17 protein-coding genes are annotated in these 20,960 nt (G+C 63.2%); 6 read left to right on the forward strand and 11 right to left on the reverse strand.

Annotated elements, in window-relative coordinates:
- Nucleotides 1–8: 8 nt before the first annotated feature.
- The 3 genes from ABOC32_RS17445 to bamA all read right to left on the reverse strand — a co-directional run bounded on the left by ABOC32_RS17445 (nucleotide 9) and on the right by bamA (nucleotide 3,977).
- Nucleotides 9–974 (reverse strand): endonuclease, encoded by a 966-nt coding sequence (locus tag ABOC32_RS17445; protein WP_426808141.1) that lies wholly within the window; start codon nucleotides 972–974, stop codon nucleotides 9–11.
- 14 nt (nucleotides 975–988) lie between these two features.
- A complete protein-coding gene (locus ABOC32_RS17450; protein WP_426808142.1) occupies nucleotides 989–1,372 on the reverse strand; it encodes a hypothetical protein in 384 nt (127 codons plus the stop codon).
- Nucleotides 1,373–1,613: 241 nt separating this feature from the next.
- A complete protein-coding gene (bamA, locus tag ABOC32_RS17455) occupies nucleotides 1,614–3,977 on the reverse strand; it encodes an outer membrane protein assembly factor BamA (RefSeq protein WP_426808143.1) in 2,364 nt (787 codons plus the stop codon).
- A 197-nt stretch (nucleotides 3,978–4,174) separates the two neighbouring features.
- Here bamA and ABOC32_RS17460 point away from each other — a divergent pair, with 197 nt between their 5' ends.
- Together ABOC32_RS17460 and ABOC32_RS17465 are read left to right on the forward strand one after the other, a co-directional pair.
- Nucleotides 4,175–4,867: a response regulator gene (locus ABOC32_RS17460; RefSeq protein ID WP_426808144.1), complete on the forward strand. Its 693-nt coding sequence runs from the start codon at nucleotides 4,175–4,177 to the stop codon at nucleotides 4,865–4,867.
- Nucleotides 4,864–6,129: a HAMP domain-containing sensor histidine kinase gene (locus ABOC32_RS17465; RefSeq protein ID WP_426808145.1), complete on the forward strand. Its 1,266-nt coding sequence runs from the start codon at nucleotides 4,864–4,866 to the stop codon at nucleotides 6,127–6,129. Before ABOC32_RS17460 ends, ABOC32_RS17465 begins: the two co-directional genes overlap by 4 nt.
- On the opposite strand, the gene ABOC32_RS17470 is transcribed toward ABOC32_RS17465, so the two are convergent.
- The 7 genes from ABOC32_RS17470 to ABOC32_RS17500 form a co-directional block, all read right to left on the reverse strand.
- Nucleotides 6,122–7,117 carry an aldo/keto reductase gene (locus tag ABOC32_RS17470; protein ID WP_426808146.1) on the reverse strand — a complete coding sequence of 332 codons (996 nt, stop codon included), beginning with the start codon at nucleotides 7,115–7,117 and terminating at the stop codon, nucleotides 6,122–6,124. The two genes, ABOC32_RS17465 and ABOC32_RS17470, sit on opposite strands and share 8 nt — an antisense overlap.
- 96 nt (nucleotides 7,118–7,213) lie before the next feature.
- A complete protein-coding gene (locus ABOC32_RS17475) occupies nucleotides 7,214–8,065 on the reverse strand; it encodes a LysR family transcriptional regulator (protein WP_426808147.1) in 852 nt (283 codons plus the stop codon).
- 216 nt (nucleotides 8,066–8,281) lie between these two features.
- Nucleotides 8,282–9,913 carry a BCCT family transporter gene (locus tag ABOC32_RS17480; RefSeq protein WP_426808148.1) on the reverse strand — a complete coding sequence of 544 codons (1,632 nt, stop codon included), beginning with the start codon at nucleotides 9,911–9,913 and terminating at the stop codon, nucleotides 8,282–8,284.
- Nucleotides 9,914–10,032: 119 nt separating this feature from the next.
- Nucleotides 10,033–11,157: an FAD-binding oxidoreductase gene (locus ABOC32_RS17485; RefSeq protein ID WP_426808149.1), complete on the reverse strand. Its 1,125-nt coding sequence runs from the start codon at nucleotides 11,155–11,157 to the stop codon at nucleotides 10,033–10,035.
- 5 nt (nucleotides 11,158–11,162) lie between these two features.
- Nucleotides 11,163–12,419 (reverse strand): aromatic ring-hydroxylating oxygenase subunit alpha, encoded by a 1,257-nt coding sequence (locus ABOC32_RS17490; protein ID WP_426808150.1) that lies wholly within the window; start codon nucleotides 12,417–12,419, stop codon nucleotides 11,163–11,165.
- 102 nt (nucleotides 12,420–12,521) lie between these two features.
- Nucleotides 12,522–13,427, reverse strand: coding sequence for a LysR substrate-binding domain-containing protein (locus tag ABOC32_RS17495; protein ID WP_426808151.1), 906 nt, complete (start codon nucleotides 13,425–13,427; stop codon nucleotides 12,522–12,524).
- 226 nt (nucleotides 13,428–13,653) lie between these two features.
- Nucleotides 13,654–14,121, reverse strand: coding sequence for an Lrp/AsnC family transcriptional regulator (locus ABOC32_RS17500; protein ID WP_426808152.1), 468 nt, complete (start codon nucleotides 14,119–14,121; stop codon nucleotides 13,654–13,656).
- Nucleotides 14,122–14,285: 164 nt separating this feature from the next.
- Between ABOC32_RS17500 and ABOC32_RS17505 the strand changes: the two genes are divergently transcribed.
- From ABOC32_RS17505 to ABOC32_RS17520, 4 genes are all read left to right on the forward strand, one after another.
- Nucleotides 14,286–15,536 carry a Zn-dependent hydrolase gene (locus ABOC32_RS17505; RefSeq protein ID WP_426808153.1) on the forward strand — a complete coding sequence of 417 codons (1,251 nt, stop codon included), beginning with the start codon at nucleotides 14,286–14,288 and terminating at the stop codon, nucleotides 15,534–15,536.
- 78 nt (nucleotides 15,537–15,614) lie between these two features.
- Nucleotides 15,615–16,826 carry a diaminopropionate ammonia-lyase gene (locus ABOC32_RS17510; protein ID WP_426808154.1) on the forward strand — a complete coding sequence of 404 codons (1,212 nt, stop codon included), beginning with the start codon at nucleotides 15,615–15,617 and terminating at the stop codon, nucleotides 16,824–16,826.
- A gap of 69 nt (nucleotides 16,827–16,895) precedes the next feature.
- Entirely contained in the window at nucleotides 16,896–18,530 is a 1,635-nt protein-coding gene (locus ABOC32_RS17515; RefSeq protein WP_426808155.1) for an APC family permease, read from the forward strand.
- Complete coding sequence (locus tag ABOC32_RS17520) at nucleotides 18,527–19,693, forward strand: M20 aminoacylase family protein (RefSeq protein ID WP_426808156.1); 1,167 nt, start codon at nucleotides 18,527–18,529, stop codon at nucleotides 19,691–19,693. Before ABOC32_RS17515 ends, ABOC32_RS17520 begins: the two co-directional genes overlap by 4 nt.
- A gap of 42 nt (nucleotides 19,694–19,735) precedes the next feature.
- Here ABOC32_RS17520 and ABOC32_RS17525 read toward each other — a convergent pair whose 3' ends face one another.
- Nucleotides 19,736–20,920 carry an MFS transporter gene (locus ABOC32_RS17525; protein WP_086979195.1) on the reverse strand — a complete coding sequence of 395 codons (1,185 nt, stop codon included), beginning with the start codon at nucleotides 20,918–20,920 and terminating at the stop codon, nucleotides 19,736–19,738.
- Nucleotides 20,921–20,960: the final 40 nt, after the last annotated feature.

Genomic DNA, 20,960 nt, shown 5'->3' on the forward strand with positions numbered 1-20,960 from the left:
GAAAAAGGTTAACGGCAGTTACCTGCCTTGCGATAGCCCGCTGCCTGCGCTTCACCTTCGGTTGCAAAGCTCACCTGGTTCTTTGCTGCAACCTGGTTGTAGCCCGGGCAGCCAACAGACAGGTGATAGACGTGGCTGTTGCGGTTGCCAAGCACGGCCCCGACTGACGCGGTACCGGCCAGGGTCGGCTTGGCCTCTGCCTTGGTGGCTTTCGCGGGCACTGCCTGCACAACGCCACTGCCAACCGGCTTGTAGTCGGCCGTCCACTTGCGTTCCCCGCTTACAAACGGGTTGGCATGCCCCATGATCGCGGCAATGCGCCGGTCGCGCTCTTTCTCCCAGGCCGACACCGGGTGTTGTTTGTCCCAGGCCATCAGCAGCTGTTGCTGCTGGCGCGACATGCTCAGCTGGTAACGGTCGAACATGTAGAACGTGGTGCGGGCCACCAGGCCTTTGACTTCGTCACGCGGTTCGGCGGCGCGCTGGACGAAATCGACCTTGGTGGTGCACTGGCCATACTCGCCGGCATTGCCAGCGACCATGCCGTAGTTGAAGTTGCTGCGGTCGCCGTTGACCTCGCCCACGGCCGGGTAGAGGTTGAACAGGTCGGCCTCCATGGCGCGGAACACCGGGTCGTTGTCCACGCAGTGCTCGCGGCCGCCGTTCTTCCAGCATTGGCGCTGGTTGCCGAAGGTGTAGGCGGGCACGATGTGTTCCCACTCGGTGCGCTCGGCGCGGTTCTGTTGCTTGCGCGTCTGATAGCCGCACGAAGCCGCATCGATGCGCCCGCCGGACTTGCCCACCCAGGTCCACTTGCAGCCGCAGTACAGGTCGCCCACGGCACTGTTGGCCTGGTCCAGGTACACCTTCTGCTTGGCCACCACCTTGGCTTCGGTGAACGTCGCCGGCGGGTTGGCCAAGGCAGGGAGGGTGAAGGAAAACACTAAGGTTATGGCGTAAAGCAGTGATTTCATGGGAAAAACATATTTCAGATTGGGGCGCGCATTGTAATGCTTTCCCCGGGGCTGGCCAGCTCGCTGAGCCATACCAGTGGTCGGCCCGGGGCGTCGCCGGCCATACGTTTGAACGTGGCTGAGTCGAGCATGTCCCTGACCTGGGCGCCCATGCGCAGGAGGCGCTCGATGAAACCGTCGCCGACATCGCCGTAGTCCTCAAGCGAAACGCCACTCTGGTTGTGCTGGATCGCCAGGTGGTAGTGACTGACCCCGGCGCCATTGCCACTGCCGCCCAGTACCACGGTGAAGCGTGGACCGAGCAGGTTGGCCAGGCGTTGCTGGACCAGGTCGAGCAGTGCGACCGGTACTTCATCGTGCCGCAATGTAGTGGGGAAACAAGGGGTGAAGGGAGGCATGGGTGTGTCCTGCTGGGCGGGTTCGAGTGTTGGCCAGCTTAGGCAAGGTGACTGTCAACTTGGGTTAAGCGGGGGTAAAAGCGGGTAATACCCAAAGCAGGCAAGTGCGGTCCCTGTAGGAGCAGCCTTGTGCTGCGAAGAGGCCAGTAAGGACAATAGAAAAGCATCTGCATTTCTGGCCTCTTCGCAGCACAAGGCTGCTCCTACAGGGAATCGCTTCAACCTGAGCGAAACTTCACAATCAGAACGTTTGCCCCAGCGAGAACTGGAAGATCTGGGTCTCAGCGTTGTCCGGCTTTTTCAACGGCGCCGCCAGGCTGAAGCTCAGTGGCCCCATCGGGCTGTACCAGGTCACGCCAACCCCCAGCGACACGGCCATCTGGGCCAGGTCGACGCTGCCGCAGCCCTGGGTGGTCGAGAGGTAGCAGGTGTCGGCATACACGTTGCCGGCGTCCACGAACAACGAGCTGCGCAGCTGGCTCTGGTCCTTCACGAATGGCAACGGGAAGAGGTATTCGGCACCGCCGGTCACCAGAATGTTGCCCCCCAACACATCGGTGTCGCGGTCGGAATAGTAAGCCTGACCCGCGCTGGCGTAGGTACCGGTGGCCGGGGTATTGCGCGGGCCGAGGGTGCCGTCCTTGAACCCGCGCACCGAGCCCTGGCCCCCTGCCGTGTAGCTCTCATAGAATGGCAAGCCGTCGGTGGACCCGTAGCCGTTGCCATAGCCCAGGCTGGTGTGCAGGCGCAGCGAGGTGTTGTTGGTCACCGGCAGGAAGGCCTGGCCGTTGTAGTCCAGTTTGTAGAACGACAGGTCGCTGCCAGGGGTGGTGGCCATCAGTGTCAGGCTTTGGGAGTGGCCTCGTGTGGCCAGCACGCCCTTGTTGAGAGTGGATTCCGACCAGCCGATCGAGGCCTTGAGGTTGTTGAAACTCTTGCCCTCACGGGAGATGAAATCGTAGATCTCGTCAGCACTGTAGGTGCCCGGCGAAATGTCGTCGTGCTGCAGGGTCAGGCCGTAGGTCAGGCGCGAGGTTTCGTTGATCGGGTAGCCAAAGCTGACCCCGGCGCCGTAGCTGTTGATCGCATAGTACGAAACGCCATCGTCGTAGTAGTCGCTGTAGTCGGTGGTGTTGTAGAACAGGTTGTAGCCCAGGCTGACGCCATGGGCAGTGAAGTAGGGGTCTACGAAACCGAAGTTGTACTTGGTCTGGTATTCCGAACGGGTCAGACCGACGGACACCTTGTTACCGGTACCGAGGAAGTTGCTCTGGCTGATCGAACCACCGAGGATCAGGCCGGCGCTCTGGGCGAAACCGACGCTGGCGGTGATCGAGCCGGAGGCTTGCTCTTCGACGCTGTAGTTGACGTCGACCTGGTCGTCAGTGCCGGCTACCTGCGGGGTCTCGACGTTGACTTCCTTGAAGAAGCCCAGGCGCTCCAGACGGGTCTTGGACTGGTCGATCAGGTAGGTCGAAGCCCAGCCGCCTTCCATCTGGCGCATTTCGCGACGCAGCACTTCGTCTTCGGTCTTGGTGTTACCGCGGTAGTTGATGCGGTTGACGTAGGCACGCTTGCCCGGGTCGACCACAAACATGATGTCGACCGTGTGGTCCTGGTCGTTTGGCTGTGGCACGCCGTTGACGTTGGCGAAGGTATAGCCTTCGTTGCCCAGACGACGGGTGATCAGCTCGGAGGTGGTGGTCATCACCTTGCGCGAGAACACCTGGCCCGGCTGCACCAGCAGCAGCGACTTGACCTGGTCTTCCGGCACTTTCAGGTCACCGGACAGCTTCACGTCGCGAACGGTGTACTTTTCGCCTTCGTTGATGTTGACGGTGATGTAGACGTGTTTCTTGTCCGGCGTGATGGACACCTGGGTGGAGGCGATGTCCATGTTGATGTAGCCGCGGTCCAGGTAGTAGGAACGCAGGCGCTCCAGGTCACCGGACAGTTTTTCGCGGGCATACTTGTCGTCGTTCTTGAAGAACGACAGCCAGTTGGTGGTCTTCAGCTCGAACAGCTGGCCCAGGGTGTCATCATCGAACACGTTGTTGCCAACGATGTTGATGTGCTGGATGGCAGCGACGGTGCCTTCGTTGATCTTGATCTTCAAGGCCACACGGTTGCGCGGCTGCGGCACCACTTCGGCGTCGACCTCGGCCGAATAGCGGCCCTGGGCCACGTACTGGCGCTGCAGCTCGTTACGCACACCTTCAAGGGTGGCACGCTGGAAGATCTCGCCTTCGGCCAGGCCCGATTGTTTCAGGCCCTTCATCAGGTCTTCGGTGCTGATCGCCTTGTTGCCTTCGATCTCGATGCTCGACACCGACGGGCGCTCGACCACGTTGATGATCAGCACATTGCCATCGCGGTTCAGCTGGATGTCCTGGAAGAACCCGGTCTTGAACAGCGAACGGGTCGAGTCCACCAGGCGGCGGTCATCGGCCTGATCGCCGACGTTCAGCGGCAAGGCACCGAAGACACTGCCGGCGGAAACCCGCTGCAGGCCGTTGACGCGGATGTCGGCGATCCTGAAGGGGGAGGCCTGAACCAGCGAGGCTTTCAGCAACAGGATGGAGAGCAACAGGCGCGGGTAGTTCATCGGCGGTTCCAGACAAGCGGATTCGGAGGGGAGCAAGCGCGGGCAACCCGCAAGCAGCGGGCGATGAGGATACGGGCGGGCTGTGTACGGCGCGGTTAGCCGAGGGTAAAGATGTGTAAAGTCCGACCGGCCGGCGGTGACAGTGCCGGCCTGCGGGGCGATCATTACAGCCCCTGCAATTGCGGTGTCTGGCCCCGATGATCCCTGTGCTGCTGGTCGACGACGACCGCGAACTGACTGAAATGCTCTCTTTGTACCTGGCGCGTGAAGGCTTCCAGGCCACGGCGGTGGATACCGGTGAAGAGGGCGAGACCCAGGCGTTGTCCGGCAACTACCACGTGGTGGTGCTGGACGTGATGCTGCCGGGTATTTCTGGCATCGAGGTGTTGCGGCGGGTGCGTGCGCGCAGCCAGGTACCGGTGCTGCTGCTGACCGCCCGTGGCGACAATATCGACCGTATTGCCGGCCTTGAGCTGGGGGCCGATGACTACGTACCCAAGCCCAGCTCCCCGGGTGAACTGGTAGCACGCCTGCGGGCGATACTGCGCCGGGTGCAGCCGCAACCGACGGGCGAGGCCAGTGCGCCCGAACACGTGCGCACGGGTGCATTGAAAATGTGGCCGGGCCGTCGTGAGGCGCACTGGGGCGAAGCCACGCTGGAGCTGACCGGCTCGGAGTTCAGCCTGCTCGAAGCGTTGGCCCGCCAGGCTGGCCAGCTGGTCAGCAAGCAGGACTTGTCACTCAATGCCTTGGGCCGGCCGCTGACCCGTTATGACCGGCGCATCGACGTGCACGTCAGCAGCATCCGGCAAAAACTCGGCCCGCGTGCCGACGGCAGCAGCTGGATCCAGAGCGTGCGTGGCATGGGCTACATGCTGATTGTCGAATGATGCGCCGGCGCCTGTTCTGGAAGCTGTTCCTGGCGTTCTGGCTGGCCAACTGCCTGACCTTCCTGGTGGGGGCGGGCGCCTTCATGCTCAATGACTGGCGCGGCGATACCCCGGCGCTGCGGTCGCTGCTGGCCACCGAATTGCAGGTACTGCAGCGTTACGGCGAGCAGGCGGGCCGGCAGTTGCTTGAAGTGTCGCCGCAACCGCCGGACGTGCAAGTGGGCCTGTACGACAGCCAAGGCCAATTGCTGGCAGGTAAAGCGGTGCCGGTCGCGCGCTTCGAGCAGGCGTTGAACGACAGCGAAGGCCGCCCGCTGGTGCTGCGTGCTTCGGTGGCCACGGTGCTTGGCGAACCGCCGCGCCCACGCGGCATGGGCCCGCTGTTTACCGGCACGCTGATGAGTGCGCTGTTTGCCTTCCTGTGCAGCCTGTACCTGACCCGCCCGTTGGCCTGGCTGCGCGAAGCCATGGGCCAGGTGGCCCAGGGCCGGTTCGATGTGCGCGTGAAACCCAGGTTGGGCAAGCGCCGCGACGAGATCGTCGAGCTGGCCGAGGACTGCGACCGCATGGCCGGCCAGCTCAAGGCCCTGGTGCAGGCGCAGCAGAACCTGCTGCACGATATTTCCCACGAACTGCGCTCACCGCTGACCCGCATGCATGCCGCCATCGGCCTGATGCGTCAACAGCCCGACCGGCACGACATGCTGGAGCGGGTAGAGCGCGAGTCACGGCGCATGGACGACCTGATCGAGCAGCTACTGACCCTGGCCCGCGCCCAGGCTCGACAGGGTGACAGCGACTTTGCCAGTGTCGATGTAGTAGAGCTGCTGGCACAGATCGTCGAAGACGCCCGTTTCGAGGCGGGCATGAAGCAGTGCCAGGTGTCCTTGCAAGCCCAGGGCGCGTTTCTCATCCATGGCCATGAAGAGCTGCTGTACCGGGCGTTCGAGAACATCATCCGCAACGCCGTGCGCTACACCGCAGCCGGCACGGAGGTGTTGGTGGAGGCCGCGCTGGCGCCGGGCGGGCAATGGTTTCAGGTCTGTGTCAGCGACCACGGCCCGGGCGTAGACCCGGCGCGGCTGAAGCGCATCTTCGAACCGTTCGACCGGGGTACCGACAGCAGCGACGATGGTTTTGGCCTGGGCCTGGCGATTGCCCAGCGCGCCATTACCCTGCATGGCGGCAGCATCACCGCGCAGGCCGCAGCCAGCGGTGGGCTGCGGGTGCGCATCGAGCTGCCGCAAGCCAGCGTTACTTGAAACCGGTCACCGCGTGGGGGACGTAAGGGGCCTGCAAGCGTGCCACCTCGTCCTCGCTCAGTTGCAGTGACAACGCGCCCAGTGCATCGTCCAGATGCGCGGGCTTCGAGGCGCCGACGATAGGGGCGCTAACGCCGGTTTTGCCCACTACCCAAGCCAACGCCACCTGGGCCATCGGCACGCCCCGTTCGCCGGCGATCTGCTCGACCACGTCGATCACCCGACCGTCTTCCACCTCGGTCTTTTCATAGAACGACTGGCCGGATACATCGCTGCGGGTGCGAGCGGTCTGCTGGCCGTGCGGGCGGGTCAGGCGACCGCGGGCCATCGGGCTCCAGGGCATCAGGCCGACGCCCTGGTCCAGGCACAGCGGGATCATCTCGCGTTCTTCCTCGCGGTAGATCAGGTTGAGGTAGTTCTGCATCGACACGAAACGGCTCCAACCGTTGCTGGCCGCCACCTGCTGCGCCTTGGCGAACTGCCAGGCATACATCGACGATGCACCGATGTAACGCGCCTTGCCGGCCTTGACCACGTCGTGCAGGGCTTCCATGGTCTCCTCGATGGGGGTGTGGTAGTCCCAGCGGTGGATCTGGTAAAGGTCGACGTAGTCGGTGCCCAGGCGGGTGAGGCTGGCGTCGATGTTGGCCATGATCGCCTTGCGCGACAACCCTTGCTCATTGGGCCGGCTGGCACCTTCCCACATGTTGGCCGGGAAAAACACCTTGGTGGCGATCACGGTTTCTTCGCGGCGGGTGAATTCCTTCAGCAGTTTGCCGAGGATGATTTCCGAAGTGCCGGCGGAATAGCTGTTCGCGGTGTCGAAGAAGTTGATGCCTTGCTCGACGGCATGGCGAATGATGGGGCGGCTGGCGTCTTCGCCCAAGGTCCAGGGATGAGTGCCGGCGTCGGGTTCGCCGAAGGTCATGCAGCCCAGGCACAGCCTGGAGATGTCCAGCCCGGTGTTACCCAGCTTTACGTATTGCATCGTCGTCTCCTTCAAGGGCGTGAGTGTTGGCGTTAGCCTAACGCTGGCTGGCTTGCGCGAAAATTCCGTATTGATGCAGGTCTAATCCGCAAAAATTCACAAGCGCAGCAGTGGCCGCACCTGTTGCTGGAGGAAGTCGGTAACCGCCTTGATCCGTGGGGTGGCGCGCACGTCCTCATGCACTGCCAGCCAGATTTCGATGCTCATGGTCTGCCCGGCGCTGCCGGCTTCTTCAAGGCCGTGCTCGTGTGCCATGAACGCGGGCAGGCAGGCGATTCCGATGCCGCCGGCACAGGCCTGGGCCTGGATGCGCAGGTCATTGCTGTGTAGCGCAAAGGGTTGCTGGCCGGCCTGGCGGTTCAGCCATTGCTGCTGCGGGGAGCTGGCCTGGGACTCGTCGTAGCCGATGTAGCGCCAGGCCGCCGCGCTGGCCAGGTAGCTGGCCGAGGCGTACAGCCGGTAGTCCAGGTGCCCCAGCAGGCTGACCACCAAGGTCGGCTCTGTGGGCCTGGCCAGGGCGATGCTGATGTCGGCTTCGCGGCGGGCCAGGGATGTCTTTGATTTGCTGCCCACCAGCTTCAGGCGCAACTGCGGGTAGCGCTGGTACAGCTCGCCCAGGCGCCGGGCGACGATGCTGCCGAGCAGTGCCGGTGGTGCCGACAGCACCACTTCGCCTTCTACTGCCTGCTGGCCGGCGCTGGCGAAATGCTCCAGGGCGAAGGAGGACAGGGTCATCTGCTCGGCGAGTTCGGCAACGCGTCGGCCTTCGTCGGTAAGCACGTAGGCGCGGGGGCGCCGGTCGACCAGCTTGAGCTTGAGCGAGGCTTCGAGCGAAGCGATGCGCCGGGCCACGGTGGCGTGGTCGACGCCCAGGGCCTTGGCGGCGGCGGACAGCGAACCGGCCGAGGTGAAGGCAGAGAAATGACGGAGGTCTTCCCAATCGAACATGAAGGGCTCGGCAGTGGCTTGTGCAGAAAGGGTTAGGGTAGCGCTTTCTGCCGTTTCACTGGGGGATTAGGGGTGGGTTTGAGATTTTGGGGCTGCTTTGCAGCCCATCGCGACGCAAGGCCGCTCCTACACAGGTACAGCGCGGGCTCGGGCATTGTACGTAACCTGTAGGAGCGGCCTTGTGTCGCGAAAGGGCCGCGTAGCGGCCCCGGCTATTTATGCCATTTCGCCACTCGCGCGAGCTTGCTCGACAGCCATGCTCACCGGAACCTCCTGGGAAATCACGACCTCACTGGCAAACAAGCTGCGCATCAGGCTATACCCGGTCAGCAGCATATAGAACGCAATCGGCAACCCGACCACGATGCTGGCCATCTGAATCGCCAGCAGCCCGCCGGCAATCACCAGGCTGGCGGCAATTGCCCCTTCCAGCACACACCACAGCACCCGTATCCAGTTCGGCGGGTTGATGCTGCCCAGCGAGTTGAGCATGCACAACACCTGCGTCCCCGCATCGGCAGCGGTGACGAAATGCACGGCCAGCAACAGACAGATGATCACGCTCAGCACCGCACCCAAGGTTGGCCCGTCCAGGCGGTCGAGCAGGGTGAACATCGCCGTGGTGGTTTCCTTGCGGGTGGCCTCCAGCACTGGCCCGCCCTGGAACGGCCCGACAGCGGTCTGTTCGGCAACCGGCAACTGCTGGTAGGCCTGGCGCGCCTGCTGCTCATCCTTCAGCGCAGTGCCGCCGAACACCGCCATCCACAAGATCGTCACCAGCGTGGGTACCAGCAGCGCACCGAACACCAGTTCGCGGATGGTACGGCCACGGGAAATACGCGCAATGAACAACCCCACGAACGGGCCCCAGGTCATCCACCATGGCCAGTAGAAGGCGGTCCAGCTCTTCTGCCAGGCGCTGTCGGCCTGGGCGTCGGTCCAGAAGCTCATGCCGATGATGTTCTGCGCGTAGTCACCCGCCGACTCGAACAGCAGGTTCATGATGTAGTTGGTCGGGCCCAGCCCCAGCACCACCAGCATCAGCCCCAGGGAAATCCACATGTTCAACGTCGACAGGCGCTTCATGCCGCGCGACACGCCGGCCACCAGTGACACCGAGGCGATCACGGTGACCACGGCGATGATGCTGAGCTTGAACGACAAGGTGACCGGGGTGCCGAACACCTGGTGCATGCCCATGTTGATCTGCTCCACGCCCAGACCCAGCGACTGGGAAACGCCAAAGGCGGTAACCGCGCCACCGATGATGTCCACGGTATGCCCGATCGGCCCGTAGATGCGGTTGCCGATCAATGGGTAAAGGATCGAGCGCAGCGCCAGGGGCAGCCCTTCACGATAGGCGAAGTAGGCCAGGCCCAGGCCGATCACGGTAAAGATCGCCCAGGGGTGCAGGCCCCAGTGCAGCAGGGTGATACGCATGGCCATGGACGCGGCCTGGTCGGTGAGGCCGGGGGTGAACGGGTTGCTGGCGTAGTGCAGCACAGGCTCCGCCACCGACCAGAAGATCAGCCCCACGCCCATGCCGGCGCTGAACAGCATGGCGATCCAGGCGGCGAAGCTGAATTCCGGCTTTTCGTCCGCACGCCCGAGCTTCAAGGTGCCGAAGCGGCTGAAGGCGATGTACACCAGCACCCCGAGGATGCCGCTGACCAGCGCCAGGTAGAACCACTTGAGGTGGTCGAGGATGGCGTCGGAAGCGCCTTTGAACACACCGGCGGCCTGGTCGCCGTACGATGCGCACAGCACCACGAAGGCCACGACGATGGAAAGCGACCCAACGGTCACGATAGGGTTCAGGCCCTTGAACAGGCCTTCTTTTGCACGCATCGGCTATATCCTTTTTATTCTGGCAGGCGGGTGCACGCGCACGCGCCTGGCGGCGTTGCAGGTTGAAGGGAATACAGATGAAAAAAGGGCGCCTGAACTTCAAGCGCCCTTGTCGTCTGTCAGAGGTCGACCACCAGGTCAGAGGTTGGGCGGCTGCAGCACAGCAGCCGCAGGCCCTTGTCGATTTCACGTTGGCGGATGCCGCCGTTGTGCTTCATCTCCACGCTACCCTCCAGCAGCGCGGTCTTGCAGGTACCGCAAACGCCTTGGCTGCACGACGAAGGGACCACGGCCCCGGCCTGCTTGGCGGCGGCCAGGACGGTCTGTTCGGCGCGCATGGTGAAGGTCTTGCCCGAGCGGGCCAGGCGCACCGTGAAGGTGTCCTGGGCCTGGCCCGGAGTAAGCGGGGCGGGTTCAGGCTCGGCCTCGGCAGCGATGTCGAAGCTCTCCTGGTGATACCGGGCCAGGTCGAAACCCGCACCTGCCAGCAACGCCTTGGTGGCATCCATGTAGCCCTTGGGGCCGCAGGTGAACACTGCGCGGTCCTTGAAGTCGGGGATTTCGCGTTGCAGCGTTTCCAGCGACAGGCGCCCGAGCGGGCCCTTCCAATCGGGTTCGTCACCCAGGCTTTCGCAGAAGAACAGGGTGCGCATCTGCGGCATGCCACGTTCCAGGCGCGCCAGTTCATCACGGAAGATGATGTCCTTTGGCGTGCGGGCACTGTGCACGAAGACGATGTCCAGCTCGGCGTGCAGGTCCGCGGCGGCACGGGTCATGGCCATCAGCGGGGTGACGCCCGAACCTGCGGACAGGTACAGCAGCTTGCGCGCCGGGCCGGCCACCGGGGTAAATACGCCGGCGGGCCCGGAGGCGGCCAGGGCATGGCCCGGCCGCAGGTTGTCGTGCAGCCAGTTGGACACCGTGCCGCCCGGCACCCGCTTGACCGTGATCGAAAAGGTAAACGGCCGGGTGGGTGTGGAGGAGAGGGTGTAGCAGCGCGACACGCTGGCCCCGTCGATCACCGGTGACACGGTCAGGAATTGCCCGGGCTCGTAGGCAAGGGCGTGGTAGGCCGGGCTGTGGAAGGTGAACGTCTTCACGTCGTGGGTTTCGTCCACCACGCTCAGGCATTCGATGTGTCGGCTTTCGCCGCTGGCCCACTGTGCACCGTGGCTTGCCCAGTGGTCGCTGTGGGTGAAGCGCTGGTCGGCGCGCAGGCCGGCAATATTGTGCAATGCGGTCATGGCCTTCAAACCCCGTGTGCGGCGAGGCGCGCGGTGTACCAGCGAGCGAACTGGTCCACGTACGGCTCGGTGAAGGTGGAGTAGGGGCCCGGCACGAAAGCGGGGTCTTGGGTGCCGCTGTGGGTGATGGCGACCAGCGCGGCATCCTGCTGGGTGGTGGCCACCCACACTTCGGTCAGGCGCTGCAGGTCGTAGTCCACGCCTTCCACGGCGTCGCGGTGCACCAGCCATTTGGTGCGCACCAGGGTGCGCTCCGGCGACAGCGGGATGATCCAGCTGATCATGGCGTGGTCGCTCATCACGTGGGCCCAGGCGTTGTTGCCCCACAGGTGGGTGTCGCCGAGGTCGCGGCGGGTCAGGTTGCCCAGCAGCTTGCTGCAGGCCACCTTGGTGTCCAGGGTTTGCGACTCGCCGCTGCCAGCGATGATCATGCGCTGGGTGCGAAACTGGGTGGGTGAGCTGTCCTGCAGGTGCTCGACGGTTTCGTACAGCAGGCCGGCGTTGGCCCAGTCGGTTTCGATGCCGGCCTTGCGCACCTGGTAGGCGTCATAGGAGGCACGGGCTTCGTCGCTCATTTCTTCCAGGCTGACGCCGAGGTCTTCGGACTGGTACGAGACGATCAGTTCTGGGTGTGTGCCCGCGCAGTGGTAGCACTCGCGGTTGTTTTCCATCACCAGCTTCCAGTTGCCGTTCTCGATGTAGTCCAGCTCATGGGCGATGCGGGTATTGGCCAGGTCGAACGGCGCGAAGCGCGGCCCCATGACCTCTTCGAGGTCGTTGATGTCTTCTGGCGGGTTGTCGCTGAGGCACACCAGCACGTGGCTGCCGATGACCTTGCAGTGCACCGGGATCAGGCTGCGGCACTTGGGGTCGAAGCCCTGGCCCATGTGGCTGGCGTGCTTGAGGCTGCCGTCGAGGTCGTAGGTCCACTGGTGGTAGGGGCACACCAGCATGCCGACGGTAGATTTGCCGGGGGCTTTCAGGCGGGCGCCGCGGTGGCGGCAGACATTGCGGTAGGCGCGGACCTGTTCGTCATCGTCGCGCAGGATCAGCACCGAAGCCTTGCCGATATCCACGGTAAACACATCACCGGGTTCGTCGACATCGGCCGTTACAGCCACTTGAATCCAGTGTTTGTTGAAGAACACATCCATATCGGTATCGAAGATGTCCGGGCGGCTGTACAACTCGCCAGGCATGCCGAAGCCCGGTTGGCGTGCGTCAACAAGTTCGCGATGGGTCTTATTGATGGGGCTGCTCATTGTTGTCCTCAGGCACTTTTATTTTTAATTAACCAAGCCATGTGCGGCGAATTATTAAAGTGCCCCCGAACAGCGTCAATGCGCTTAATTTTCCAGTTCCCATTACCTGTGGTTATGCAGCAGCGGGTTATCGGGCGAAGGTGCCGGGCTTTGCAGCCACTGCGCAACTGCCCGGGTATGTGCCAGTGCCGGTCGTCCGTGCGGCACCACGATGTAATAGGCCTCGCGTGTGCGTACCGTGAACGGTTCCAGCCGCACAAGCGCCCCGCTGCTCACCAGGTGCTCCACCAGCCGCCCCCAGCCCAGGGCAATGCCGTACCCGGCCAGGGCTGCATTGATGGCATCGGTGTACAGGCTGCAGCGCAGGTTGTAGCGTGGGGCGGCGCGGGCCAGGCCCAGCTCGCGAAACCAGCCTGGCCAGTCGACCCAGCCTTCGGAGGTGGAATCGGCATCCAGCAGGCCGGCGTCGGCAAGCGCCTCCAGGGTGACGGGCAGGGTGTGGCGGGCCAGCCAGGTAGGTGCACAGACCGGGTAAATTTCTTCTTCAAACAACAAGATAGCTTCGCCATCCTCCCACTGACCGTTGCCGTAGCGCACGTCCAGGTCGTAATCGCGCTTGCGCAGATCGCCGGTGAACATCTGCGTGGCCAGGCGTAGCTGCACCTGCGGCAGGGCGTCGGCCAGGGCGTTCAGGCGCGGCATGATGCGCAGCTGTGAGAAGGGGGCCGTGGAGCCCAGCACGATCTCCTGGTGGTGACTGATGTGGGTGATCTGGTCGAACGCACTGGCCACGCGTTGCAGGGATTCGGAGATGCATGCGAAGAGGATTTCGCCCCCCTCGGTCAGGCGGATGCTGCGGTGCGAGCGATGGAACAGTAGCGCCCCGAGGTTTTCTTCAAGGGCCTTGATCTGCTTGCTGACGGCCGCCTGGGTCACCCCCAGTTCAATGGCTGCCTGGGTAAAACTGTTAAGCCGGGCCACGGCCTCGAATTGCAGCAGGGCGGTCATTGAAGGGATGATTCTTCGATAACCTTTTTGCTGGAAGGCGCCTGTTTGAGTTGTCATTTTATTCCAGACACGGTGGTGGGGCAGGAAGAGGAGATTCGACCTGCCGAAGTTTTGTTATTGTCCGAGGCGCAACCAGTACGGAACTTGGAAAGTTATTTCATGATGCACACAGGGCGATGGGCGCGATATTACAACTATGACAATTAATATTACGCCCTGAAGGCTTTCAGTCCATGAGGGTGGGCACGAACATACCGGTCTTCACATTGCTCATCGACACCAGCGTCTTGAAGCGTTTGACGTTGTTGCTTTCGAAGAACAGCTCGCGGGTCAGCTGGGTGTACTGCTCCATGTGCCGCACCAGCATGATCAGCACGAAATCGCACCCGCCGGCCACGTAGTAGCACTGTTGCACCTGCGGGCAGGCGAGGAAGGTGCGCTTCATCTCGTCCAGCAGGTCCAGCCGCTCGTTCTCCACTTCAACCTCGGTGATCACGGTGAGGGTGTAACCCAGCTGCTCGGCGTTCACCTGCGCCACCGTGCCACGAATCACGCCGTCGGCCGCCATCTTCTTCAACCGCCGGTTGACCGCCGCCGAGGACAGATTGACCTGCGCACCCAGGTCGAGCTGGGAAGTACCGGCGTCGCGCTGCACCGCATCGAGCAGGGCCAGGTCGAAGTGATCGAGGGGCATGAACGCAACTCCTTTGATAAACACTGCTGAATGCCGAAAAATCGTAATGTAATTGCATGAAAAGGTCGAAAATCAAGTTTTCCGTACGTTAAAAGCAAATAAAATTCTCCCACGAACAAAGCAGTGGTGCTTCGCATGGCACTGCACCCAGGGAGAAACGGTTGATGAATGCAAGCCCCTCACTGCAACTGAACGGCCCGTTGCTGCTGCAGCAGATCCGTTTACTCGGGCAGGTAGGCGCCGACGCCACCCACGGCGGGCGCACCCGTATCGCGCTGACTGATGCCGAAAAGGCCGGCCGCGACCTGCTGGTCGGCTGGATGCGCGAGCTTGACCTGGATGTGCAGGTCGACCGTATCGGCAATATCTTCGGCACCTTGCGCGCAGCCGATGACCACGGTGAGCAGCGCCCACTGATGATGGGGTCGCACATCGACACCGTTACCAACGCCGGTGCCTTGGATGGCTGCTACGGCGTGCTGGCCGGGCTGGCGGTGATCCGCGCCTACCGCGATGCCGGGCGCCTGCCCGAGCGTTCAATCACAGTCGGCGCCTTTACCAACGAGGAGGGCGTGCGCTACCAGCCCGACATGATGGGCTCGTTGGTGTACGCCGGCGGCCTGCCGCTGCAGCAGGCGCTGGATACCTTGGGCACCGACGGTACGCGGCTTGGTGACGAACTGGCGCGCATCGGCTATGCCGGCGCACTGGAGCCTGGGGCCATCGTTCCGCACGAATACCTCGAGCTGCACATCGAGCAGGGGCCGATCCTCGAAGCCGAGAACGCCCTGATTGGTGTGGTCGAAAACCTGCAGGGCATTTCCTGGCAGCAGGTGGAGGTGAAGGGGCATGCCAACCATGCCGGCACCACACCGACCCACCTGCGCCATGACGCAGGCTTCGTGGCCAGTGCCATCGTCACCGAACTGCGCGCCATGGCGGTGGATTCAGGTACCACGTTGGCTACGGTTGGCTGTATGCAGTTCGAGCCGAATGTCATCAACGTCATTCCACGCAAGGCCACGTTCACCGTCGACCTGCGCGACCCGGACGAAACTTGCCTGGCACATGCAGAGAACCGCCTGAGCCAGTATCTGCAAGCGCTTGCCGAGCGTGAAGGGGTCAGCATCAGCACCGAGCGGCTGGTGCGCTTCGAGCCGGTCAGCTTCGATGCTGGCCTGGCCGATGCGATCGAAGCCTCGGCGCAGCGTTTTGGCTTCAGCCACCGGCGCATGACCTCTGGCGCCGGCCACGATGCGCAAATGATTGCGCGCATCGCCCCGGCCGCGATGATCTTTGTGCCCAGCCAGGGCGGTATCAGCCACAACCCGCGCGAGCATACCGATGATGAGCAACTGATCCAGGGCGCGCAGGTGCTGCTGGATGTGGTGAACCGTCGCTTGTCCCACGCCTGATTTCCAATGAAGTTTCCCGCCCGCTAAAGCCTGGCTGCAGCGGGTGGGTTTCCTGTTGCCTGTAGAAAGGAGTACTGCATGTTTGTTTCCAACCCCAAGGCTGGCCGCCAGCCGTACCCGCAAGCGCTGCACGCAGTGATGAGCATCGCCAAGGCCGAGGAAAGCCGCCAGTGGCTGGCCGGATGGCGCCGCCTGAATGCCGGTGCCACACCGCTGTATGCCTTCCCTGACCTGGCTGATGAATTGGGCGTGGCCCAGGTGTCGGTCAAGGACGAATCGGTACGCTCTGAGCTGGGCAGTTTCAAGGCCCTCGGTGCGCCGATTGCCCTGGTTCGCCTGATTCTGCGCACCTTTCCGGCACAGCCATTCGACCCGCGTGGCTTGCTGGAGGGCCGCCATGCCCACCTGTTGGCCCACTTTACCGTTGTCAGCGCCACCGACGGCAACCACGGCAAGGGCCTGGCGGCGGCCGCGCAAAGTATCGGCTGTCGCTGCGTGATCGTGCTGCATGCCAATGTCAGCACCGAGCGGGAGCAGGCCATCGCCGCCTATGGCGCAAAGATCGTGCGCATTGCCGGCAACTACGACGAGTCGGTTCAGCACGCCGCCGAGCTGGCGGCCAGTAATGGCTGGACGGTGGTTTCCGACACTTCCTATGAAGGCTATGAGGAGATCCCGCGTGATGTGATGCAGGGCTACGGCACCATCGCGGCAGAGATCATCGAAGCCACCGCCGGGCAGCCGCCGTTCACCCATGTGTTCCTGCAAGGCGGGGTAGGTGGCCTGGCCGCTGGTATCGTCAGCTACTTGTGGGAGCACTTTGCCGAGCAACGCCCACTGTTCGTCATGGTCGAGCCCGAACAGGCGGACTGCCTGTACCAGAGTGCCTTGCTGGGCAAACCGGCCAAGGCGACGGGCGCGGTGGATTCGGTAATGGCGGGCCTTGCCTGTGGCGAAACATCACCACTGGCCTGGCGCTTCCTTGAACAGAGCGTGGATTATTTCATGACCATCAGCGACGAGCAGGCCGTCGCCGCCATGCGCCGCCTGGCGGCCGGCAGCGCCCGCGATATTCCGCTGGTGGCGGGGGAATCCGGCGTCGCCGGCCTGGCCGGGTTGGTCCAACTGATCAAACGCGCCAGTACTGCCACCGAACTGGGCTTGAACGGCGATGCGCGCATTCTCCTCATCAGCACCGAAGGTGCCACCGCGCCAGGCGTTTACGCCGAGCTGTCGGGCGAAACGGCCGGTTCGGTGCTGGCCCGCCAGCACGCCTGGGTACGCCCCTGATCACCCCCTGAGGGCCGGGAAAGCCCGGCCCTTCGTCAGCTCCAAACAAGAAAAACAAGCGGAGATTGCATGAACAAACTCAAGCGTGACATCAGCCCCTGGTCGCTGATGCTGACCGGCCTTGGCTCCATCATCGGCTCAGGCTGGCTGTTCGGTGCCTGGCATGCTTCGGCTATCGCCGGGCCGGCCGCGATCCTGGCGTGGGTCATCGGTGCGGTGGTGGTACTGGCGATTGCCCTGACCTATGCGGAAATGGGCGCGATGTTCCCTGAGTCCGGTGGCATGGTGCGCTATGCACGTTACTCCCATGGCTCGCTGGTGGGATTTCTGGCAGCCTGGGCCAACTGGATCTCTATCGTTTCAGTGATCCCCATCGAAGCGATTGCCTCGATTCAGTACATGGCCTCCTGGCCATTCCCCTGGGCCCAGGCGCTGGTGCACCAAGGTGAATTGACCCCCAGTGGGCTGGTGGCCAGTGCGGGCCTGGTGTTGGTGTACTTCGGCCTGAACTACTGGGGCGTGAAGCTGTTCGTCAAGACCAACACTGCGATCACTGTTTTTAAACTAGTGGTCCCCGCGCTGACGGCCGTCGCGCTGATCTCGACCCAGTTCAACACGCAGAACTTTGGCGACGGTACCCTTGCCAGCTTCGCTCCCTACGGCTGGTCGGCGGTGTTCACTGCAGTAGCCGCCAGTGGCATCGTGTTCAGTTACAACGGTTTCCAGAGCCCGGTCAGTCTGGCCGGTGAGGCGCGTAACCCAGGGCGCAGCATTCCGTTTGCGCTGGTCGGCTCGGTACTGATTGCGCTGGTGGTCTACGCATTGCTGCAGGTGGCCTTCATCGGTGCGCTGAGCCCGGCGAGCATCGCTGAGGGCTGGCACAAGCTGAACTTCGATTCGCCGCTGGCGCAACTGGCGCTGGCGCTGAACCTGAACTGGCTGGCGATGCTGCTGTATCTGGATGCCTTCGTCAGCCCCTCCGGCACTGGCTCGATCTACACCGCCACTACTGCGCGCATGATCTATGCGATGGAGAAGAACAACACGCTGCCGAAAATGTTCGGCAACCTGCACCCGCTGTATAACGTGCCGCGCCAGGCGATGTGGCTGAACCTGGCGGTGAGTTTCATCTTCCTGTTCTTCTTCCGCGGCTGGGGCGTGCTGGCGGCGGTGATCTCTGTGGCTGTGGTGATCTCGTTCCTGACCGGGCCGATCAGCCTGATGTCGCTGCGCGTCACCGCGCCGGAAATCCACCGTCCGCTGCGCCTTAAGGGCATGAGCATCATCGCGCCGTTTGCCTTCATCTGTGCCTCGCTGGTGCTGTACTGGGCGCGTTGGCCGCTGACCGGCCAAGTGATCGTCCTGGTGATCGGAGCTTTGCCAATCTACGTCTACTACCAGGCCAAAACCGGCTGGGCAGGCTTCGCCCGTGAACTGCGTGCCGCTGGCTGGCTGATTGGCTACCTGCCGGCGATGGCCTTGGTGTCGTGGCTGGGCAGCGAGGCGTTCGGTGGCATTGGCTTGTTGCCTGAGGGCCTGGACATGGCCGTGGTAGCCGCGGTGGCTTTTGCGTTCTACCGCATGGGCGTGCGCAGCGGCTACTGCACCCCATACCTGAGCGAAAGCGTCATCTGGCAAGGCCAAGTGGCAGCAGATGAGGCGCAACTTACTGATCAACGCCCGTCACAGGAACTACAAGCATGAGCAACGACAACACCTTCGAGCAGCGCCTCAAGCAATGGCGGCACGGCTTTCACCGCCACCCCGAAACCGGATTTGAAGAGTTCGACACTGCCGAGCAGCTCGCCATTATCCTGGCCAGCTTTGGCCTGCAGGTGCATCGCGGCATCGGTGGCACTGGCCTGGTAGCCAGCCTTAGTGTTGGTGACGGCCCTGGCGTGATCGGCCTGCGTGCGGACATGGACGCCCTGAACATCACCGAACAGGCGCATGGACGGCCACATGCTTCGTGCAACCACGGCAAGATGCACGCCTGTGGCCATGATGGGCATATGGCGATGGTGCTGGGGGCTGCGGACCTGCTTTGCCGCGAGCGCAACTTCAACGGTACCGTCCGTTTCGTGTTCCAGCCGGCCGAGGAGCATGGGCGCGGAGCCAAGGCGATGATGGCCGACGGGCTGTTCGAGCGCTTTCCGGTCGATGCCCTGTATGGCGCGCACAACATGCCGGGTATGCCGGCCGGTCATATCGCCACCCGGGCCGGCGGGATCATGGCCAGCGAGGACAACTTTGTCATTCACATACAGGGGAAGGGTACCCATGCTGCGCGGCCACACATGGGCATCGACCCGCTGGTGATCGGGGCCCAGATCGTGCTGGCCTTGCAGACCATCGTCGCGCGCAATGTCGACCCGAGCCTGTCGGCGGTGGTGTCTTGCACCGAGTTCATTACCGACGGCATCCGCAATGCGATACCCACCCATGTCACTATCAAGGGTGACACCCGCAGTTACAGCCGCGAGGTGCAAGAGTTGCTTGAGCGGCGCATGCGCGAGATCTGCGAGGGTATATGCCACATGCACGGTGCAAGTTGCCGGTTCGAGTACAGCCACGAGTTTGCACCGACGGTGAACTGGGTGGCGAACACTGAAATCGCGGTGGCGGCGGCGCGCAATGTGGTGGGAGAGCAGGCGGTGAATGCAGAAGTGATGCCGATGATGATTTCCGAAGACTTTGGCGCTTTCCTGCAACAGGTACCCGGGAATTTCGTGTTCATCGGCAATGGGGCGGAGGGTGAGGCGGGGGCTACACCGTTGCACAACGCGTCGTATGATTTCAACGATGCAATTCTGGCGACCGGGGCCCGCTATTTTGCCGAGGTGGCAAGGCTCAGCCTGCCGCGTTGATGGTTGGTTCAGGGGCCGCAAAGCGGCCCCGCATGGCTGGCCTCAGTGGCCGCCTTTCATCCGTCGCGCCACCAGATAGATGCCCAGGCCGACCAGCGCAGTCGCCGCGCCGATATACCCGGTGCTGGTCCAACCCATGCCCGCAGTAATCGCCATGCCGCCCAACCATGGCCCCAGCGCATTCGCCAGGTTGAACGCGGCATGGTTCGACGCCGCCGCCAGGCTTGGCGCTTCATGGGCAATGTCCATCAGGCGGATCTGCAGCGGCGCTGCCAGGGCAATCATTGTCCCCACCAGGCCGATGCCCAACAACAGGCTCCACAGCGCCTGGGCGGCGAAGGTGAAGAACAGCAGCACGGCGATCGACCATACCAGCACCAGCCCCACGGCGCGGAACTGCAGGCGGTCGAACAGTTTACCGCCGGCGATGTTGCCGACGATGCCGCCCACCCCGAAGGCCGCCAGGCCGAACGGAATCCACTGGGGCGACACCTGGGTCACCTGCAGCATGGTCGGCGCCAGGTAGCTGAATACCGTGAACATGCCGGCAAAGCCGATCGAGGCGATGGCCAGCGCCATCCACACCTGCGGGAGGGTGAAGGCTTGCAGTTCCTTGCGTGGGTCGCTGCGCACTTCGTCGTGGCGCTGGGGCACAAAGCGCCACACCAGGACGATGGTGCACAGCGCGATCGCGCCAACCAGCACGAACGCCGAGCGCCAGCCGAAGAACTGGCCCAGGTAGGTCGCCACCGGGTTGCCGAGCAACATAGCCAAGGTCAGGCCCATCATCACCCGGGCAACGGCACCCGCGCGCTGGTCTTTGGCCACCATGCTCGATGCGACCACGGCGGCGATGCCGAAGTAGGCGCCGTGGGGCAGGCCGCTGATGAAGCGGAAGGCAACCAGGCCACCGAACGAGGGGGCGAAAGCGGTCGCCAGGTTGCCCAGGGCATACAGTGCCATCAGCAGCAACAGCATGTGCTTGCGCAGCAGCCGGGCACCGAGAATCGCCAGTGTCGGGGCGCCGACCATTACCCCCAGTGCGTATGCGCTGATGGCATGGCCCACTTGGGGCTCACTCAATTGCAGGTTGCTGGCAATGTCGGGCATCAGGCCCATGATGGCGAATTCGCCGGTGCCGATGGCAAAGCTGCCCAGCGCCATGGCGGCTTCCATCTTCGCGACGGTGCTTTTACTGGGGAGAGGGGGTAGTTCCTGGACTGACATCTGTATCCCTATTGAAACATGCTGAAACGTTCAAGGCGGG

The organism is Pseudomonas sp. WOUb67, assembly GCF_050058005.1.
GTDB classification, from domain to species: domain Bacteria; phylum Pseudomonadota; class Gammaproteobacteria; order Pseudomonadales; family Pseudomonadaceae; genus Aquipseudomonas; species Aquipseudomonas putida_R.

Excerpts from the sequence above, each read along its gene's own strand:
- ABOC32_RS17465 (WP_426808145.1), top strand. The coding sequence starts at position 4,864 with ATGATGCGCCGGCGCCTGTTCTGGAAGCTGTTCCTGGCGTTCTGGCTG.
- bamA (WP_426808143.1), bottom strand. The coding sequence starts at position 3,977 with ATGAACTACCCGCGCCTGTTGCTCTCCATCCTGTTGCTGAAAGCCTCG.
- ABOC32_RS17515 (WP_426808155.1), top strand. The coding sequence starts at position 16,896 with ATGAACAAACTCAAGCGTGACATCAGCCCCTGGTCGCTGATGCTGACC.
- ABOC32_RS17475 (WP_426808147.1), bottom strand. The coding sequence starts at position 8,065 with ATGTTCGATTGGGAAGACCTCCGTCATTTCTCTGCCTTCACCTCGGCC.
- ABOC32_RS17460 (WP_426808144.1), top strand. The coding sequence starts at position 4,175 with ATGATCCCTGTGCTGCTGGTCGACGACGACCGCGAACTGACTGAAATG.
- ABOC32_RS17485 (WP_426808149.1), bottom strand. The coding sequence starts at position 11,157 with ATGACCGCATTGCACAATATTGCCGGCCTGCGCGCCGACCAGCGCTTC.
- ABOC32_RS17495 (WP_426808151.1), bottom strand. The coding sequence starts at position 13,427 with ATGACCGCCCTGCTGCAATTCGAGGCCGTGGCCCGGCTTAACAGTTTT.
- ABOC32_RS17450 (WP_426808142.1), bottom strand. The coding sequence starts at position 1,372 with ATGCCTCCCTTCACCCCTTGTTTCCCCACTACATTGCGGCACGATGAA.
- ABOC32_RS17505 (WP_426808153.1), top strand. The coding sequence starts at position 14,286 with ATGAATGCAAGCCCCTCACTGCAACTGAACGGCCCGTTGCTGCTGCAG.
- ABOC32_RS17470 (WP_426808146.1), bottom strand. The coding sequence starts at position 7,117 with ATGCAATACGTAAAGCTGGGTAACACCGGGCTGGACATCTCCAGGCTG.
- ABOC32_RS17500 (WP_426808152.1), bottom strand. The coding sequence starts at position 14,121 with ATGCCCCTCGATCACTTCGACCTGGCCCTGCTCGATGCGGTGCAGCGC.
- ABOC32_RS17490 (WP_426808150.1), bottom strand. The coding sequence starts at position 12,419 with ATGAGCAGCCCCATCAATAAGACCCATCGCGAACTTGTTGACGCACGC.
- ABOC32_RS17445 (WP_426808141.1), bottom strand. The coding sequence starts at position 974 with ATGAAATCACTGCTTTACGCCATAACCTTAGTGTTTTCCTTCACCCTC.
- ABOC32_RS17520 (WP_426808156.1), top strand. The coding sequence starts at position 18,527 with ATGAGCAACGACAACACCTTCGAGCAGCGCCTCAAGCAATGGCGGCAC.
- ABOC32_RS17525 (WP_086979195.1), bottom strand. The coding sequence starts at position 20,920 with ATGTCAGTCCAGGAACTACCCCCTCTCCCCAGTAAAAGCACCGTCGCG.
- ABOC32_RS17480 (WP_426808148.1), bottom strand. The coding sequence starts at position 9,913 with ATGCGTGCAAAAGAAGGCCTGTTCAAGGGCCTGAACCCTATCGTGACC.
- ABOC32_RS17510 (WP_426808154.1), top strand. The coding sequence starts at position 15,615 with ATGTTTGTTTCCAACCCCAAGGCTGGCCGCCAGCCGTACCCGCAAGCG.